This window comes from Hominilimicola fabiformis, assembly GCF_020687385.1.
GTDB lineage: Bacteria > Bacillota > Clostridia > UBA1381 > UBA1381 > Hominilimicola > Hominilimicola fabiformis.
Map to the genome: position 1 here is coordinate 137,654 of NZ_JAJEQM010000005.1, position 18,835 is coordinate 156,488.

An 18,835-nucleotide genomic window follows, 5' to 3' on the forward strand; every position below is an offset into this window, starting at 1 on the left:
TAAGCAATGTCAGTAGATTTATTAGTACAGAAAATTAAGGAAAAGGGCAATCCATCAGTAGCGGGACTTGACCCGAAAATCGAATATGTTCCGGAGTATATCAGAAAAAAAGCATATGCCGAATACGGACAGAATTTAAAGGGTGCGACAGAGGCTATATGGGAATTTAACAAGGGTCTTATAGACGCACTTTATGACGTTGTACCTGCTGTAAAGCCACAGTCGGCTTTCTATGAAATGTACGGTCTGTGCGGTGAGGAAGTAATGCACAGAACTATTTCGTATGCAAAAGAAAAGGGTTTGTATATAATTCTTGACGTAAAGAGAAATGATATAGGCAGTACGGCAGAGGCTTATTCAAAAGCATATCTCGGTAAAGTTGATATAGACGGTGTGGAATGTGAGCCTTGCCCTGTTGACTGTGTTACAGTAAATCCTTATTTGGGAACAGACGGAATACAGCCGTTTGTAAATGATTGTAAGACGTTTGATAAGGCGATATTTGCACTTGTAAAGACATCTAATCCGTCATCCGGCGAATTGCAGGATTTGCTTGTCGGTGATGAACATATATATGAAAAGGTTGCACAGTGTGTGAATAAGTGGAACGAAGAAACTATCGGCAAGAGCGGATACGGTGCAGTCGGTGCGGTTGTTGGTGCAACATATCCCGAACAGGCAAAAGTTTTGAGAAAGCTTATGCCTAAATCATACTTCCTTGTACCGGGTTACGGTGCACAAGGCGGCGGTGCAGAGGGTGTTAAGCCATGCTTTAATGAGGACGGACTTGGTGCGATAGTGAACTCGTCAAGAGGTATTATGTGTGCATATAAAAAGGGCGATTGGAAAGAAGAGCAGTTTGCTGAGGCGGCAAGAGCAGAGGCAATCAGAATGAAAAATGATCTTACAAGCGTGTTATAAGGAGTAGCAGATGAAAAAAGTTGAGAATTGCAAACTAATCAGCAAGACGGAAATTATAGACGGGATTTTTGATTTTGTAATTGAAAGTGAAGATATTTCAAAAGAGGCACAATGCGGACAGTTCCTTCATATAAACTGCGGTGACAGCACATTTTTAAGACGTCCTATAAGTATTTGTGACGCCGAAAACGGAAAAGTAAGATTTATTTTTGAAGTCAAGGGTAAGGGTACAGAGGAACTTGCCAAAAAAGAAGTCGGCGATTGTATAGATGTTATGGGACCTTTGGGACACGGCTTTGAAATAAAGGACAGTGTGAAAAATGCTGTTATAATCGGTGGCGGTATCGGTGTATTTCCGCTATACAAATTGGCAAAGAATATAAATGCCGATGTATTTCTCGGTTTCAGAAGTAAAGACAGAGTTGTTATGGAAGATGAATTTAACGATGTTTCAAATATGGTTATAGTCGGAACAGATGACGGAAGTTACGGTTACAACGGATATATTGCGTCGGCTATGGAACAATATCTTGATTCGCATAAGTGCGATATGATTTATTCATGCGGTCCTATGCCTATGCTTAAAGCTGTTAAGAAAATTGCGGAAAGCAGAGGTATAAAGTGTCAGGTGTCTTTGGAACAGCGTATGGGCTGTGGTATCGGTGCTTGCCTTGTATGCAGCTGCGAAACGAATAAAGAGGGTACGGACAGATATGCAAAGGTTTGTACAAACGGTCCTGTTTTCTATTCTGAGGAGGTGACTCTGAATGACTAATACAAAAATTAATTTTTGCGGTGTTGAATTTAAAAACCCTATCGTAACTGCATCGGGTACTTTTGGCTTCGGTATGGAATACAATGAATTTGTATCTATCGAGGAGTACGGAGGGTTCGGTGCAAAAGGTCTTACAAGAGTACCGAGAGAGGGAAACAAACCTCCGAGAATTGCAGAAACGCCGAGCGGTATACTAAACAGTGTCGGACTTCAAAATCCGGGTGTTGAGTATTTCGCAAAGCACATAATGCCGATACTTGCGGAATATGACACAAATGTAATTGCAAATATGTCGGGTAACACGATAGAGGAATATTGTGAAATGGCTGAAATTCTTTCAGATACTGACGTTGCAATCATAGAAATGAATATTTCTTGCCCTAATGTAAAGCACGGCGGTTTGGCGTTCGGAACAGACCCTAAAGTAGTAAACGAACTTACAAGTGCAGTAAAAAAACATTCAAAGAAACCGCTTGTTGTAAAACTTTCACCGAATGTAACTTCAATCACTGAAATTGCAAAAGCCGCAGAGGCCGGCGGAGCAGACGGATTGTCACTTATAAATACACTTATGGGTATGAAAATTGACATACACACAAGACGTCCGATTTTGGCAAACAATACAGGCGGACTTTCAGGCCCTGCCGTAAAACCTGTTGCAGTCAGAATGATTCATGAAGTGCACGAGGCTGTAAAATTGCCATTGATAGGTATGGGCGGAGTTATGAGCGGTGAGGACGTAATCGAATTTATGCTTGCCGGTGCTTCGCTTGTGGCTTTGGGTACAGGACTTTTTGTAAAACCGGATTTAATTCTTCCTGTAAAGCAAGAGATCAAAGAATATATGGAACGTTATAATATTGAAGATATTAACAGCATTATCGGTACAGCTGTTATGAATTAGTTACAAAAAAGAGGGTGGTATCATCCTCTTTTTTGCGGATTATGAGAAATTTTAAAATTAAAAAAGGATTTTTGGGTGTGTATGTTGTATTATAAAAAGCGAAAGTTTTTAAGACATAAAGCATTTTTTGAATAAAATTTCAATATAATATAAATAAAATGTTATAAAATGAGAAAATGGGGGTAAATATAACGTGAAGTGTATTTTTACCTCTGTTTTGATGAAAGATTGGAGCGTATAATATGTACATATTAGCATTAAACGGAAGTCATAACAATGACGGAAATACAGCATTTTTGCTTAACGAAATTTTAAGACACTGTGCCGAAAAGGGCGCAGAAACTGAAATTTGCAGTGTCAGTGAGGCGATTATGGATACAAAAACACCGTTTTGCGTAGCCTGTTCAACGCCTTGTACAAAAAAGTGCTATAAAGATACAAAACTTGATACATTATTTGATAAAATCGAAAGAGCTGATTTTGTTGTTTTCGGAAGTCCTGTTTATTTTGGTTCTATGACAGGTCAGATGAAATGTTTTTTTGACAAGACAAGGGACGCAAGAGCTAATAAAAAGTGGCTCGGAAAGCCTATGGCGGCGGTAACTGTCGGTGCGTCAAAGTATGGCGGTCAGGAAAGGACTTTGGAGCATATTCATTCATGTGCGCTTGTTTCGGGTATGACGCTTATAGGCAACAGCTCTGTATCGGGTATGGGACATTTCGGTGTATCTGCTCAGAAACCGGCAAATGAAGATACATATGCTATAAATCAATGCAAGATTTTAGCAGAAAGAATAATTGAAACGATAAGATAAGTATATTTTTACGCATTATGTGTGAAAATAGTACCATTGATAAAAGGAGGTGACGGTGTGCCAAGAAGAATTTCGGACGATATGATAGCGCAAATATGTGATGAAAATGACATAATTGACTATGTATCGAGATATGTACAATTAAAAAAATCGGGACGTGATTACAGCGGACTTTGTCCGTTTCATCATGAAAAAACACCGTCATTCCATGTAAGTCAGGAGAAACAGCTTTTTCACTGCTTCGGATGCGGTGCGAGCGGTAATTTGGTGCAGTTCGTAATGCGTACAGAAAATCTTGACTTTATTGATGCGTTGAAGCTGCTTGCCGACAATGCAGGTATAATAATTCCCGAAGATGACGGAAATTTTTCGGACGCGTCCCATGAAAAGAAGAAACGTATTTTGGCAATGAACAAACTTTCAGCGAGATTTTTTTATAATTGTCTGCGTGATAAAAACATAGGCGAAAAAGGTCAGAAGTATTTTGCAAAACGTAATATACCTTGGAAAACGGTTACGGTATACGGTTTGGGATATGCACCCGAAGGACACGATCATTTGCTTAAATATTTGACTTCACAAGGGTTTAAAACAGAAGAAATTGTCGAGGGCGGACTTGCCGTAAGCCGTGAGGGCAGAATATACGATAAATTCAGAGATCGTGTTATGTTTCCGATAATTGACGTTAGAGGAAATGTTATAGGTTTCGGCGGTCGAATTATGCACGACAATAAAGAAATTAACGGTTATAAAATACCTAAATATCTTAATTCGCCCGAAACACCTGTTTTTGATAAAGGCAGAAACTTATTTTCGCTCAACTTGGCGAAAAATGCAAAATCGTCGGAGATAATACTGTGCGAAGGATATATGGATGTAATATCCGTATATCAAGCCGGTATAAAAAATATTGTTGCAACGCTCGGTACGGCTATTACGGAAAATCAAGCTAAATTGATGTTGCGTTACGGCAGTGAAATACTGATATGTTACGACAGTGACGAGGCAGGTACAAAAGCGGCGTTAAGGGCTATTGACATAATAAACAATGTAGGCGGCAGAGCAAGGGTGATACGGCTTAAAAATGCCAAAGACCCCGATGAATACATAAACAAAAACGGAGTTGAAAAATTCAAAGAGGCGGTAAAGAATGCGATGCCTGCCACTGAATTTAAGATTTCTTTGATAAAAAAGCAGTACGACGTAACGAGTACGGACGGCAAGATACTGTTTATAGATGAGGTAGTAAACATATTTACAAAATTAAAAGATGCTGTTGAGGTAGACGCCTATATAACGAAAGTCGCGGAGGATACAGGAATAAGCCGAGAGGCGATAGCAAGCAAATACCGTGAAAAAATATCGAAGGGCAGTTATAAAAGAATACCGACTAAAAATGAGTATCAGAAAAAAGTCGAACAAAGAAAACGTGAAACAACGAAAAATCAAATGGTTACAAGCAGTTTGCTTGAAGCTGAAAAACGACTTTTGGGACTTATATCGCAAAGTAAAAAACTTTATAAAATGTCGTCGGCACAGATTAAAGCCGAGGAATTTGCAACAAATGTGTATAGACGTTTGGCGAAAAGTATGTATGACAGCTATGAAAACGGAATGTCACCCGATCCGGCAATGATGTTAAATGATTTTTCGGGCGACGATTTGAGTGAGGCGTCGGAAGTTTTTTATAATCTTGAAGTTTACAGCGGTGACGAAGAAACCGTCAAAGAACTTTTATATACAATTAAATTGGAGAAGCTGAATATGCGTATCAATGCCGAAGCAGACCCTACGAATTTGATGGATTTGTTTAAGCAACGTGAAGAACTTCTAAATGAGAAAAATACTTGGGAGGAATAGTTTAATGCAGGAAAAGAAGAAAGACATTAAAAGAGAACTTATCGAAAAAGGTAAGAAAAAAGGGGTACTTACTTTTAAGGAAATAAGTGACGCTTTTGAAGACATTGAAGTGACACCGGAAGAAATAGAAAGACTTTATGACATTTTTGAAAAAGAATCTATCGAACTTGTTGAAGATTTGGATAAGGAACTTGAAGAAATCGAAGTAAGCAAGGAAGAACTTGAGGACTTGTCTGTTCCGGAGGGTATCAATATTGATGACCACGTTAAAATGTACCTAAAAGAAATAGGTAAAGTTAATCTGCTTACTCCCGAGGAAGAATTGTCACTTGCCAAAAGAATGGCAGACGGAGAAACAGCGAAAGAACAGCTTGAAGAAATTGGCGAGGAAATAGACGAAGATACTAAAAAGCAGATTGATTTATTGATTGCGGACGGTGAAAAAGCAAAGAAAAGCTTGGCAGAGGCTAACTTGCGTCTTGTTGTAAGTATAGCAAAGCGTTATGTCGGTCGCGGTATGCTTTTCCTTGACCTTATTCAAGAGGGTAATCTTGGTCTTATCAAGGCTGTTGATAAGTTTGACTATACAAAGGGTTATAAATTCTCAACATATGCGACATGGTGGATAAGACAAGCTATCACAAGAGCCATTGCGGATCAAGCGCGTACAATCAGAATACCTGTTCATATGGTTGAAACCATCAACAAACTTGTAAGGGTTTCAAGACAGCTTGTGCAGGAACTTGGCCGTGAACCTACGCCTGAAGAACTTGCAAAAGAACTAAATATGCCTGTTGATAAAGTGCGTGAAATTTCAAAGATTTCACAAGAGCCTGTTTCACTTGAAACTCCTATCGGCGAAGAAGAGGACAGCCATCTTGGCGACTTTATTCCGGATGAGGACGCACCTGCACCGTCAGAGGCGGCAAGTTTTGTACTTCTAAAGGAACAGCTTGGAGCGGTTTTGGAAACATTGTCTGAAAGAGAGGCGAAAGTTTTAAGACTTCGTTTCGGTCTTGACGACGGACGTGCAAGAACGCTTGAAGAAGTAGGTAAGGAATTTGACGTAACAAGAGAAAGAATAAGACAGATTGAGGCAAAGGCACTAAGAAAACTTCGTCATCCGAGCAGAAGTAAGAAATTAAAAGATTTTCTTGATTAATAACTAAAAAAGCAATACCGAGAGTGTATTGCTTTTTGCAAATGATTTTATAAACACGGAGGATATTATGGATTGGATTAAAGTATCTATATTTACGACATCAGAGGGTATTGAGCCTTTGAGCGGAAGACTGTATCAGCTTGGGATAACAGGTCTTGAAATTGAGGACGAAAAAGATTTTAAAGATTTTCTTGAAAACAATAAACAGTATTGGGATTATGTTGATGATGAGCTGATCAAGGAAAAAGAGGGCGAAACGGAAGTAATCGCCTATGTCAGCGATAATGCGGCAGGTCATGAAATGCTTATGGCAATCAGAAATACTGTTGCCGAAATGAAACAGCTTGATGATGAAAACGAGTTCGGCAGACTTGAAATCCATATTGACAATATGAAGGAAGAAGACTGGGCGAATAACTGGAAGAAGTATTTTCACCCGTTGGAAGTAGGCGAAAAAATTCTTATCAAGCCTGAATGGGAAGAACTTAAAGATAATACCGACAGAATTGTATTCAATATAAATCCGGGTATGAGTTTCGGTACAGGCGGACACTATACAACACAGCTTTGTATCGAAACACTTGAAAAATACATAAAACCGGGCGTTAAAGTGCTTGATTTGGGCTGCGGCAGCGGTATTTTGTCAATTATATCATTGTTGTTGGGTGCAGACAGTGCGTTTGCGGTTGATATTGACCCGAATGCGGTTGATATTGCATATCAGAACGCAGGCATGAATGATGTCGACATATCGAAATATACGGTTAAAGCCGGAGATATAATTACAAATACAGAATTGCAAAATGAAATCGCCAAAAATGAATATGACGTTGTTGTGGCAAATATTGTTGCAGATGTCATTATAGCGCTTGCTCCAAAAGCACGTGAATATATGAAAAAAGGCGGCGTGTTTATTACTTCGGGAATAATCGAGGACAGAGTAGACGACGTTAAAGCGGCACTTGAAAAATGCGGCTTTGAAATAAATTCAATCAAGCAAAGAAAAGATTGGGTATCTATTGTTTGTAAATAGAATTAACGGTGAAAGGAATGATAAAAAATGCTTGAATTAAAGAATAATATTTTTTATGTGGGAGTGAAAGACCCTACACTAAGAACATTTGATATTTTTATGAAAACGGAATACGGTACGACATATAATGCGTATCTTGTAAAGGGTGAAAAGACGGCACTTATAGAAACAGCACACGAAAAGTTACTTGATTCGTATATTTCAAATATCGAAGAAATAATGCCTGTTTCTGAGATTGATTATTTGATATGCAATCATACAGAGCCTGACCATTCGGGAAGTGTCAAGAAGATACTTGAATTAAATCCGGACATTGAAGTTGTGGGCAGTATTGCGGCTATAAGAAATCTAAAAGAAATAACAAATATGACTTTTAAGGAGCATATTGCAAAAGACGGTGCAGAGCTTGATTTGGGTGACGGAAAGGTATTGAAATTCTGCATAGTTCCTAATTTGCATTGGCCTGATACTATGGTGACATATCTTGAAAGTGAAAAGACGCTTTTCAGCTGTGACGTATTTGGTGCACACTATTGTGAGGACGCAGTTGTTGACGAGGATATAATTTACTACGATAAGTATGAAAAGGCAATGAAAGTTTATTATGACTGCATTGTATCGCCGTTTAATGCTTTTGTTGTCAAGGCACTTGAAAAGTTGTCGGCACTTGATATTGAAATGGTTTGTAACAGTCACGGACCTGTACTTAAAAAATATATAGCAGAAGCCGTTAAAAAGTATTCTGCTTGGAGTGCACCAAAAGTTACAGAGAAAAAAACAGTCGCAATATTCTATGCGTCGGCTTACGGATATACAAAGAAAATGGCAGACACTATTGAAAAAACGCTTAAATCTTGTGATTTTGATGTTAAAGAATATGACGTTGCCGAAATCAACGATGAAATGATAACGGCACTTCACAGTGCGGATGCGCTTGTATTCGGTACACCGACAATCAACAGAAATGCGGTAAAGCCTGTATGGGATATTATTTCTTCGATTGACCTTGTTAATATGAAGAATAAGCCTTGCTTTGTATTCGGTTCATACGGCTGGGGCGGTGAAGGTATTCAGCTGGTGCATAATCATCTTGAATTGCTTAAACTAAAGCCTTTTGAAAAGCCGTTCGGTTGTATATTCAATCCGTCAGACGAAAAACTTGCCGAACTTGAAGATTATACAAAGAAATTTGCGGAAACGATATAAAACAAAAGCAGAGTCATAAGATATGACTCTGCTTTTTGGTATTTGACAAATCGACAAATTTGTTATAAAATTATGCCTACTGAAATAATAGGAAATATATTTGGGGATAGGAAATAATTATGAGTATAACAATAGAAGAATTGAATAAATTAGATAAAGACACATATCAAATTATAGATATTCGTGACAAAGAAGAAGTTCAAAAAGACGAAATGCCGGGAGCGGTTTATGTTCCGTCAGATGAGATAGAAACAAGCGAAAAGGTTGATTTATCCAAAAAACTGATTATTTGTTGCAGAATAGGTAAAATCAGCATAGACGTTGCGGAGCGGCTAAGAGAAAAAGGCGTTGACGCGGTGAGCCTTGAGGGCGGATATACTGCATGGCTGTTGGATTCGATAAAGCGAAAAGAGGCTGAGAGCATAAGTCGTGATGTTGAACAAAGTATAAGAAAAAAATTCCGTAAAAAAATTTGGCGTATGTTTGCAAAAGCAATTAATACTTATGATTTGGTTAAAGAAGGCGACAAGATTGCGGTCTGTATATCGGGCGGAAAAGACTCAATGCTTATGGCAAAACTTTTTCAGGAACTTAAACTTCACAATAAATTTGAATTTGAAGTGAAATTTTTGGTTATGGATCCCGGTTACAGTCCTGAAAACCGTAAGGTTATAGAGGAAAATGCAAGGAAATTGAATATCCCTATAACTATTTATGAATCCGATATATTTGAGTCGGTTTATAATGTTGAAAAGTCGCCTTGCTATTTGTGTGCAAGAATGAGAAGGGGATATTTGTATAAATTCGCAAAGGATATGGGTTGTAATAAAATTGCGTTGGGACATCACTATGACGATGTAATTGAAACGATATTAATGGGAATGCTGTATTCGGGACAGGTGCAAACAATGATGCCGAAACTTCACAGCACAAACTATGAGGGAATGGAACTTATACGACCGCTTTATTTAATTCGTGAGCAGGATATAAAATCGTGGTGTCGATATAACGATTTGCATTTTATACAATGTGCCTGCAAGTTTACGGATACTTGTACAACGTGTAATAACGAAGAAAACCGTTCAAAGAGAGTTGAAATAAAAGAACTTATAAAAACGTTGAAACAGGTAAATCCGTACGTTGAGGGGAATATATTCAAAAGTGTTGAAAATGTCAGTTTAGAGGCGATTGTTGCGTACAAAATTGACGGTGTGAAACACAGTTTTCTTGAAACGTACGACGAAGAATAACTATATGTTGTACCGTTCAATTTGGCATTACACAACAAAATCCAAACAAAACAAGAATTTTGAAATGAAAAAGAAATAAATATTCACAAACTATTTTCACAATGACTATTGATTTATTTGGCAAAATAGTATAGAATAATAAGTAACAAAACATAATATGTTTTATACGAAATTTAGGAGGCAATATATAATGAGCAATATTAGGTTTGACTATTCAAAAGCACTTCCGTTTGTCGGACAGCATGAGATTGATAATATGGCTGAATATGTTAAAGAGGCACATAATATGCTTCATAACAAAACCGGTGCAGGTAATGATTTTCTTGGTTGGGTAAACTTGCCTACGGATTATGATAAAGAAGAATTTGCAAGAATTAAAAAAGCGGCTGAAAAGATTCGCTCTGATTCAGATGTACTTGTTGTAATCGGTATAGGCGGTTCGTACCTTGGTGCAAGAGCGGCTGTTGAAATGTTACAGCATTCATTCTATAATGCTCTTGACAAAGACAAGAGAAAAGGCCCTGCTATTTTCTTTGCCGGAAATAACATCAGTTCGACATATATGGCTGATTTGCTTGAAACAGTAGAGGGTAAAGATATTTCAGTAAACGTAATATCAAAATCCGGAACAACAACAGAACCTGCTATTGCGTTCAGAATATTTAAAGACTTGCTTGAAAAGAAGTACGGCAAGGAAGGCGCAAAAGAAAGAATTTATGCAACAACAGATAAAGCTCGCGGTGCATTGAAGTCGCTTGCAGATGAAGAAGGTTACGAAACATTTGTTATCGCTGACGACATCGGCGGCAGATATTCTGTTCTTACTGCAGTAGGTTTACTTCCGATTGCAGCGGCAGGTATCGATATTGACAAGATGATGCAAGGGGCAAAAGAGGCACAGGATGAATATGCTAATCCAAATCTTGCAGAAAACCAATGTTATCAATATGCGGTTGTAAGAAATGCACTTGCAAGAAAAGGCAAGACTGTTGAAATGATGGTTAATTATGAGCCTGCACTTCACTATTTCGGCGAATGGTGGAAACAGCTTTACGGCGAAAGTGAAGGTAAGGACAACAAGGGTATTTTCCCTGCAGCGGCAGACTTCTCAAGTGACCTACATTCAATGGGACAATACATTCAAGAAGGACAAAGAATTTTGTTTGAAACAGCTTTGCTTGTTGAAAATCCTCGCAAGAATATTGAAATTCAAGCAACAGAGGATAATATTGACGGACTTAATTTCCTTGCAGGCAAGACTATCGACTATGTAAATTCAAAAGCCGCACAGGGTACGGCTTTGGCTCATACAGACGGTCAAGTTCCTAACCTTGCGGTTATTGTACCTGCGCTTGACGCATATAATTTCGGTAAAATGGTATATTTCTTTGAAAAGGCTTGTGGTCTTTCAGGATATTTGCTTGGGGTAAATCCTTTTGATCAACCGGGTGTTGAAGCATACAAAAAGAATATGTTTGCACTTCTTGGTAAGCCGGGTTACGAAAGCGAAAAGGACGCTCTTGAAGCAAGATTAAAGTAAAATCAGAGAGGGCGACTCTCAGAAAATAAAAATTTATTATAAAGGAGGAAGGTTAACATGGTTGAACTTCTAATTGGAAAAAAAGGCACCGGTAAGACAAAGGCTCTTATTGAGAAAGTGAACAACGCTCTAACGGTTGCAAAGGGCAATGTTGTTTTTATCAGCAACGACACAAACAGAAATATTTTTGATGTAAAGTCAAAGGCGAGAATGGCAGACACATCAGAGTTTGAAATTAAGTCATATGATGAATTCCTTGGATTTATCAGCGGTATTATAAGCCGTGACTTCGATATTACAAACATTTTTGTTGACGGTATTTTCAAAATTGTCGGCTCAGACAATCTTGACGGATTTGAATCATTCCTTAACAGACTTGAGACTATGAGCCAAAAGTTTGAAATCACATTTGTAATATCAGTAAGCATAGATGCTGAAACAGCACCTGATTACATAAAGAAATTAGCGTAAGACGCGAAAAAACAAAGGTGCCTGTATGAATTGAACGTATGAAAATTTGTACAGGCACGATTAATTATTTGGAGGTTTTGATTAATGCAGTATCATAGTACGAGGGATAAGAGCATATCTGTAAGTTCGGCAGAGGCTATAAAAACAGGACTTAGTGCAGAGGGCGGACTTTTTGTTCCGGAAAGCTTTCCTTCAGTTAGTTTAGATGAGATTAAAAATTTGGCGTCAAAGTCATATAACGAAAGAGCATATTTTGTACTTAGCAAGTTCCTTTCTGACTTCACAGAAGAAGAACTTAAAAAGTGCATAGACAGTGCATATACAAAGGAAAAGTTTGAAACAGAGAGCATTGCTCCTGTTTATAAACTTAACGATACAACATATTTCCTTGAATTATGGCACGGCCCGACTTGTGCTTTTAAGGATATGGCACTTCAAATTCTTCCTCATCTTCTTACAACATCAATGAAAAAGACTAATGAAGATAAAGAAATCGTAATCCTTGTTGCAACATCGGGTGATACAGGTAAGGCTGCACTTGAAGGCTTTAAAGATGTTGCAGGCACAAGAATTATCGTATTCTATCCTGACAACGGTGTAAGTGAAATTCAAAAGCTTCAAATGGTTACTCAAGAGGGTAATAACGTAAGTGTTGCCGCGGTTAAGGGTAACTTTGACGATGCTCAAAGCGGTGTTAAGAAGATATTTACAGACACTGATTATAAAAATCTTCTTGACAGAAATCAATTTAAGCTTTCATCTGCAAACTCAATCAACTGGGGCAGACTTGTTCCTCAGATTGTATATTATTTCTCATCATATGCAGAGCTTGTAAAGAATAACGAAATTGAAATCGGCGATAAGATTAATGTTGTCGTTCCGACAGGTAACTTCGGTAATATTCTTGCCGCATATTATGCAAAGAAAATGGGCTTGCCAATCGCTAAGTTTATTTGTGCGTCGAATGAAAATAATGTTTTGACAGATTTCATAAAGACCGGTGTTTATAATAAGAACAGAGATTTCCATACAACAATCTCACCGTCAATGGACATTCTTATTTCAAGTAACCTTGAAAGATTTCTTTATGACCTTACAGGTTGTGATGATAAACTTGTCAGCGAATGGATGAAAGAGCTTAACACTAATGGCAGCTATGAAGTTTCAGCTGACGTTAAGGCAAAAATGCAGGAAATGTTTACTGCAGGTTGCTGTGATGATGCAGAAACAATGGCTACAATTAAAAAGTGTGCGTCTGAATATGATTATGTTATTGATACTCATACAGCCGTTGCAAAGTCTGTTTACGATAAGTATGTTGCTCAAACAGGCGACACAACAAAGACAATTATTGCATCAACTGCAAGTCCGTTCAAGTTTAATCAGAGTGTTCTTATTGCGCTTGAGGATCACAATGCAGTTGTCGGTAAAGACGAATTTACTCTATTGAAGGAACTTTCTGAAAAGAGTAATATGCAAATTCCTAAGTCACTTTATGAACTGAAAGATAAGTCAGTTGTATTTGACCTTGTATGCGACAAGGACGAAATGCAACAGATTGTAAGTGATTTTCTTATGGTTGAATAAAATTAAATATTTTAAATAAATAATGAAAGGTGTAACAATGTTACACCTTTCATTTTAACGGAGGTTTTATATGCGTTCTATAGAAGAAACAATAAATGCACTAAAAAACGGTGAATATGATGATAAGCTTACATATTTGTATTCGTGCGATAAAAATGATGTGAAAAAGTATTCAGACAGATATATTGACGTTATAAACGGCTTTGAAGAAACATTCGGTAAAGACGGCGATATTGCTTTGTTCTCCGCTCCGGGTCGTACTGAAATCGGAGGCAATCACACAGACCACCAACATGGTTGCGTACTTGCAGGAAGTGTTAATCTTGATGTTATATCTGCAGCACGACCAAACGGCACGAATACTGTTCGTATTCAATCAAGAAACTATCCGCTTGATGTGATTGAACTTGACAGTCTTGAAATAAGAGAAAAGGAATTTGACAAGGCGATTTCTCTTATAAGAGGTGTAATTAAAAAATTTGTTGATTTGGGTTATGACGTTAAAGGCTTTGACGCGTACACAACATCAAATGTACTTAAAGGCTCGGGACTTTCATCGTCAGCGGCTTTTGAAGTGCTTGTCGGAACAATTATAAACGGACTTTTTGCAAATAACGAAGTAAATCCGATTGAAATTGCAAAATTCGGACAGTTCGCCGAAAATGTTTATTACAATAAACCAAGCGGACTTATGGATCAGATGGCATCATCTGTCGGCTCGGTTGTGGCTATTGATTTTAAGAGTACGGAAGAACCGATAGTTGAAAAAGTTGAATTTGATTTAAAAAAGCATAATCACGCTCTTTGCATTATTGATTCGGGTGCGGATCACGCAGATTTAACTGATGAATATGCGACAATTCCGTCTGATATGAAAGCAGTTGCGGGATTTTTCGGTAAGGAATTTTTGCGTGAAGTTGATGAAAATGAGTTTATGGCGAATATCAAAAACATTCGTGCAAAACTTAATAATGACAGAGCAGTACTTCGTGCAATCCATTTCTTTAATGATAACAAACGTGCACAGGAAGAAGTTAAGGCTTTGAAAAATGATGATTTTGAACTTTTCAAACAGCTTGTAAAGAAATCGGGACAGTCGTCGTATATGTATCTGCAAAATGTGTTCGCAACAAGTATGCCTAAAAATCAAGCAGTGTCTTTGACATTGGCTTTGTGCGATGAAATACTTGGCGACAAAGGCGCGTACAGAGTTCACGGCGGTGGTTTTGCCGGAACTGTACAAGCGTTTGTTCCGCTTGATATGCTTGATGAATTTAAAACAAAAATTGAGAACGTGTTGGGTGAAAATATGTGCCACGTTCTTTCAATTCGTCCTGTCGGCGGATATGAACTTAAATAATTAAAAAAATCTTCTTGAAGTAAATTTTGTTTCTTCAAGAAGATTTTTTATTTTAAAACAAACTTATAATCCAATACACAATACCGGCAACGAACGAGGCAAGTGTACCGTAAAGGATAACGGGACCGGCGATTGTGAAAATTTTTGCACCGACACCGAGCACCATACCTTCGGTTTTTGCCTCAAGAGCAGGGGAAACAACGGAATTTGCAAATCCGGTAATCGGTACAATAGTTCCCGCACCCGCAAATTTAGCGATTTTCGGGTAAATATCAAGTCCTGTAAGCAATGCACCGGCAAACACCAATATGATTGAAGTGGCAGTGCTTGCGGCTTCTGTATCAAGTCCCCATTTTTTAAACATAGTTAAAATAAAATGCCCGATTACGCATATTATTCCGCCTGATACAAATGCTTTTAAACAGTTTGAAAAAAGCTTTGAATTGGGTGTTTTTGTTTTTACGTATTCATTATATTCTTTGTTAGTCATTTCGTGTTTCATATTAAATTACTCCAGTCACATTATTTTAATATTATTTTCTCATAATAACGATAAAAGTATGCTTAATTATGAATAAAAAATAAAATTTTATCTTAAATATATCATACACCTTGAAATTTATGGCGATTTGAGATATACTTTAAATATACTTATGTTATTATGGAAGGAATGTTTTAATGTTCGGATACGTTACAGTATGCAAAAATGCGTTGAGCGAACAAGGCTTAAAGGCGTTTAAAGCATATTATTGCGGATTGTGTAAGGCTATCGGCAAGAGATGTTCGCAATCGGCAAGGCTGGGACTTAGCTATGACATAACATTCCTTGCGATTGTTTTATCTTCGGTTTGCAAAAAAGAAATAAGTATGAAAGATAAAAAATGCGTGTTACATCCTATCCGTGAAAATATATGTGTTGAAAATGACACGGCTCTAAATTATGCCGCTGATATGGGTGTTATACTTACTTATTTGAAATTGCTTGACGATTGGAACGATGACAAAAGTATAAAAGCGTTGTTTAGTATGTTGTTTTTTGCAAACGGTGTCAGAAAAGCTAAAAAACATTATCCGAGAGAATATGAAAGTATCAGAAAATGTCTTGATGAATTGAGTCGGCTTGAAAAAAATAACTGCAAAGAAATTGATGAAACAGCCGATTGTTTTGCGAGAATACTTGAAATATTATTTACACCCGATTTTATTGAGGACAAGGATAAAAAACGTATTCTTGCTTGGCTTGGATATAATACAGGGCGATGGATATATATAATTGACGCGTATAACGATTTGGAAAAAGACGTAAAGAAAAATGATTACAATACCTTTAAAGCAAAATATGAGGATAAAAACGCACAAGAAATAAAAGACACGATTAGAGAGGATTTATATACCACAATGACGTTCACTCTTGAAAATGCGGCGTCTGCATATAATTTGCTTGAGATATACAAAAATAAAGAAGTTTTGGACAATATTATGTATATTGCACTAAAAGCTAAACAGAAAAGTATTTTAGGAGAAAGTAATGAATCCTTATGAAGTATTGGGCGTTAGCGAAAACGCCGATGAAGAAACAATAAAAAAAGCGTATAAAGAATTGGTGAAAAAATATCATCCCGACAGATACATTAATAATCCGCTTGCGGATTTGGCGGCTGAAAAGATGAAAGAAATCAACAAAGCCTACGATATTATAACGAATAAGCGTACCGCGACTAATACGGGATACAGTACGTCATCAAGAGGATATTCAACATCACAGACGCACACAAGCGGACAGGCAAGTTTTCAAAATGTTCGTATTCTTATAACGCAGTCACGAATTCGTGAGGCACTTGAAATGCTTAACTTATTGCCGAAAACAGCGGAATGGTATTATTTATCGGGTCTTGCGAGAATGCAGGTCGGTTGGTATGACCAAGCTATAAGTTTTTTGCAGACTGCAGTACAGATGGAGCCGAACAATGTTGAATACAGAAGTACATTAAACAATGTAATGAACAGAAACAGAACATACACATCAACCACAAGTACCGGCTCAGATTCGGCAGGTTGTTGCGATTGCAGTGATTGTTGTAATTGTTGTACAACGTGGTTATGCTGTAACTGTATGTGCTGATAATATTAAACAGATAGGAGAAAATAGATGAGTAAAGAAGAACAACAGCAACATATTACATCAATAGGCGGTCAGGCGGTTATGGAGGGCGTAATGATGAGAGGCCCTTTCAAAACAGCAGTGGCGGTGAGAAAGCCTGACGGTGATATTGAATGTAAGGTCGAGGAAAACGGAACAAAAACAAGAAAGAAGTTTTGGAGATTGCCTATAATAAGAGGTTGCGTGAGTTTTGTAGACAGCCTTGTTATAGGAATGAAAGCACTTATGTTCAGTGCGGAATTTGTCGATATTGAGGAAGAGGAGAAAACAGAAAGTAAGTTTGACAAGTGGCTTGACGATAAGTTCGGCGACAAAATCAAGGATATAGTAATTTATGTATCAATCGCAATATCGCTTGTATTCAGTATTGCTTTGTTTATGGTACTTCCTACTTTTCTTACGAAAGGTGCGGAAAAAATCGGTACACTTATTCCGCCAATTTCGGCATTTACAGATTCACACTTATTTACAAGCCTTTTTGAGGGCATAATAAGAATGGTGATATTTATAGGATATTTGGCTATTGTTTCAAATATGAAAGACATTAAACGTGTATTCCAATATCACGGTGCGGAGCATAAGACGATAGCGTGCTATGAGGCAGGGGAAGAACTTACTGTTGAAAATATAAAAAAGCATACAAGATTTCATCCGAGATGCGGAACGAGTTTTTTGCTTTTCGTTATGATAGTGAGTATTTTGCTTTTTGCACTTTTGCCGAGAGTGGATATGGTTATATTGCGTGTTTTAATGCGTCTTGCACTTTTGCCGGCTGTAGCGGGTATTTCATTTGAAATTATAAAATTCGCCGGAAGAAGTAAAAGCAAATGGGTGGCATGGCTTTCAAAACCGGGATTGTGGCTGCAAAAACTTACTACAAGAGAACCTGACGCATCGCAAATTGAAGTAGCGATTGAATCAATGAAACCGTGTATACCTGAAAATAAAGAGGACGACAGATGGTAATATCGGAATTTGTGAGAGAAACGGCAAAGCAGCTTGGAGATAATGCAAGGTTTGAGGCGGAACTTATGGTTATGAGCGTTATGGAAATGGACAGAACCCGACTTGTTTTAAACGGCAAATTGCCCGTAATGCCTCAACATACTTACAGAATGAATAAAATGATTGAAAGACGTAAAAAAGGTGAGCCGTTGCAATATATACTCGGAGAAACCGAATTTATGTCACTTGATTTTTTTGTCAGGGAGGGTGTGCTTATACCGAGAAGTGATACGGAAATTCTTGTTGAAACCGTAATTGATAAAATCAGCGATAAGAAAACAACCGTAGCCGATATATGTACAGGCAGCGGCTGTATCGGAATAAGTATTGCACATTACAAAAAAAATACAGATATTGAGCTGTTTGATATAAGTGATATTGCACTTGAAACGGCTGAAAAAAATATTAAAAGAAATAATGTGTCAGAGAGAGTGAAATTTTATAAAATGGATATATTAAATGAATATCCGAAAAAAAAGTATGATGTTGTCGTATCAAATCCGCCGTATATAGAAAATGCGGTTATTGAAACGTTGCAGACGGAAGTTAAGGACTATGAGCCGAGAATTGCGTTGGACGGCGGTGAGGACGGACTTGTTTTTTACAGACGTATAACCGAAACGGCACATAATTTTTTGAAAAAAGGCGGTCTGCTTGCATTTGAGATTGGCTATAATCAAGGCGAATCTGTAAGAGGTCTTATGCAAAACGACTTTTATGATACAGAAGTGATAAAAGATTTAAACGACAATGACAGAGTCGTAATCGGAAAACTAAAATGAGAG

At 37.6% G+C, this 18,835-nt stretch carries 18 protein-coding genes; 17 read left to right on the forward strand and 1 reads right to left on the reverse strand.

Annotated features, from left to right (window positions below; all coding sequences use genetic code 11):
• Positions 1–6 precede the first annotated feature (6 nt).
• From pyrF to LKE05_RS05155, 13 genes are all read left to right on the forward strand, one after another.
• On the forward strand, positions 7–921 hold the full coding sequence (pyrF, locus tag LKE05_RS05095) for an orotidine-5'-phosphate decarboxylase (protein WP_117967921.1): 915 nt from the start codon (positions 7–9) through the stop codon (positions 919–921).
• A gap of 10 nt (positions 922–931) precedes the next feature.
• On the forward strand, positions 932–1,696 hold the full coding sequence (locus tag LKE05_RS05100; RefSeq protein ID WP_308456151.1) for a dihydroorotate dehydrogenase electron transfer subunit: 765 nt from the start codon (positions 932–934) through the stop codon (positions 1,694–1,696).
• Positions 1,689–2,600: a dihydroorotate dehydrogenase gene (locus tag LKE05_RS05105; RefSeq protein ID WP_308456152.1), complete on the forward strand. Its 912-nt coding sequence runs from the start codon at positions 1,689–1,691 to the stop codon at positions 2,598–2,600. The genes LKE05_RS05100 and LKE05_RS05105 overlap by 8 nt, the downstream gene beginning before the upstream one ends.
• A gap of 242 nt (positions 2,601–2,842) precedes the next feature.
• Positions 2,843–3,415 (forward strand): flavodoxin family protein, encoded by a 573-nt coding sequence (locus LKE05_RS05110; protein ID WP_022228859.1) that lies wholly within the window; start codon positions 2,843–2,845, stop codon positions 3,413–3,415.
• Positions 3,416–3,472: 57 nt separating this feature from the next.
• Positions 3,473–5,275, forward strand: coding sequence for a DNA primase (gene dnaG, locus LKE05_RS05115; protein ID WP_022228858.1), 1,803 nt, complete (start codon positions 3,473–3,475; stop codon positions 5,273–5,275).
• Positions 5,250–6,437 (forward strand): RNA polymerase sigma factor RpoD, encoded by a 1,188-nt coding sequence (gene rpoD, locus LKE05_RS05120; RefSeq protein WP_483229915.1) that lies wholly within the window; start codon positions 5,250–5,252, stop codon positions 6,435–6,437. Before dnaG ends, rpoD begins: the two co-directional genes overlap by 26 nt.
• Positions 6,438–6,504: 67 nt before the next feature.
• On the forward strand, positions 6,505–7,470 hold the full coding sequence (prmA, locus tag LKE05_RS05125; protein ID WP_308456153.1) for a 50S ribosomal protein L11 methyltransferase: 966 nt from the start codon (positions 6,505–6,507) through the stop codon (positions 7,468–7,470).
• A gap of 27 nt (positions 7,471–7,497) precedes the next feature.
• On the forward strand, positions 7,498–8,676 hold the full coding sequence (locus LKE05_RS05130) for an FprA family A-type flavoprotein (protein ID WP_308456154.1): 1,179 nt from the start codon (positions 7,498–7,500) through the stop codon (positions 8,674–8,676).
• Between the two features lie 119 nt (positions 8,677–8,795).
• Positions 8,796–9,926: a PP-loop family protein gene (locus tag LKE05_RS05135; protein WP_022228854.1), complete on the forward strand. Its 1,131-nt coding sequence runs from the start codon at positions 8,796–8,798 to the stop codon at positions 9,924–9,926.
• A 187-nt stretch (positions 9,927–10,113) separates the two neighbouring features.
• Positions 10,114–11,466, forward strand: coding sequence for a glucose-6-phosphate isomerase (locus LKE05_RS05140; protein WP_373367871.1), 1,353 nt, complete (start codon positions 10,114–10,116; stop codon positions 11,464–11,466).
• A 57-nt stretch (positions 11,467–11,523) separates the two neighbouring features.
• A complete protein-coding gene (locus LKE05_RS05145; RefSeq protein WP_022228852.1) occupies positions 11,524–11,937 on the forward strand; it encodes an ATP-binding protein in 414 nt (137 codons plus the stop codon).
• Between the two features lie 84 nt (positions 11,938–12,021).
• The gene (thrC, locus tag LKE05_RS05150; RefSeq protein ID WP_022228851.1) at positions 12,022–13,524 is read left to right on the forward strand and encodes a threonine synthase; all 1,503 of its coding nucleotides are present in this window, start codon (positions 12,022–12,024) and stop codon (positions 13,522–13,524) included.
• 70 nt (positions 13,525–13,594) lie between these two features.
• The gene (locus tag LKE05_RS05155; protein ID WP_022228850.1) at positions 13,595–14,884 is read left to right on the forward strand and encodes a galactokinase; all 1,290 of its coding nucleotides are present in this window, start codon (positions 13,595–13,597) and stop codon (positions 14,882–14,884) included.
• 52 nt (positions 14,885–14,936) lie between these two features.
• On the opposite strand, the gene spoVAC is transcribed toward LKE05_RS05155, so the two are convergent.
• Positions 14,937–15,386 (reverse strand): stage V sporulation protein AC, encoded by a 450-nt coding sequence (gene spoVAC / locus LKE05_RS05160; RefSeq protein WP_022228849.1) that lies wholly within the window; start codon positions 15,384–15,386, stop codon positions 14,937–14,939.
• A 176-nt stretch (positions 15,387–15,562) separates the two neighbouring features.
• Between spoVAC and LKE05_RS05165 the strand changes: the two genes are divergently transcribed.
• From LKE05_RS05165 to prmC, 4 genes are read left to right on the forward strand one after another with little or no spacing between them, the layout of a single operon-like run.
• Positions 15,563–16,426, forward strand: a complete 864-nt coding sequence (locus LKE05_RS05165) for a DUF5685 family protein (protein ID WP_022228848.1) — start codon at positions 15,563–15,565, stop codon at positions 16,424–16,426.
• A complete protein-coding gene (locus LKE05_RS05170; protein WP_308456155.1) occupies positions 16,413–17,006 on the forward strand; it encodes a J domain-containing protein in 594 nt (197 codons plus the stop codon). The genes LKE05_RS05165 and LKE05_RS05170 overlap by 14 nt, the downstream gene beginning before the upstream one ends.
• 27 nt (positions 17,007–17,033) lie before the next feature.
• Entirely contained in the window at positions 17,034–18,011 is a 978-nt protein-coding gene (locus LKE05_RS05175; protein ID WP_022228846.1) for a DUF1385 domain-containing protein, read from the forward strand.
• Positions 18,005–18,832 carry a peptide chain release factor N(5)-glutamine methyltransferase gene (prmC, locus tag LKE05_RS05180; protein WP_308456156.1) on the forward strand — a complete coding sequence of 276 codons (828 nt, stop codon included), beginning with the start codon at positions 18,005–18,007 and terminating at the stop codon, positions 18,830–18,832. Before LKE05_RS05175 ends, prmC begins: the two co-directional genes overlap by 7 nt.
• Positions 18,833–18,835: the final 3 nt, after the last annotated feature.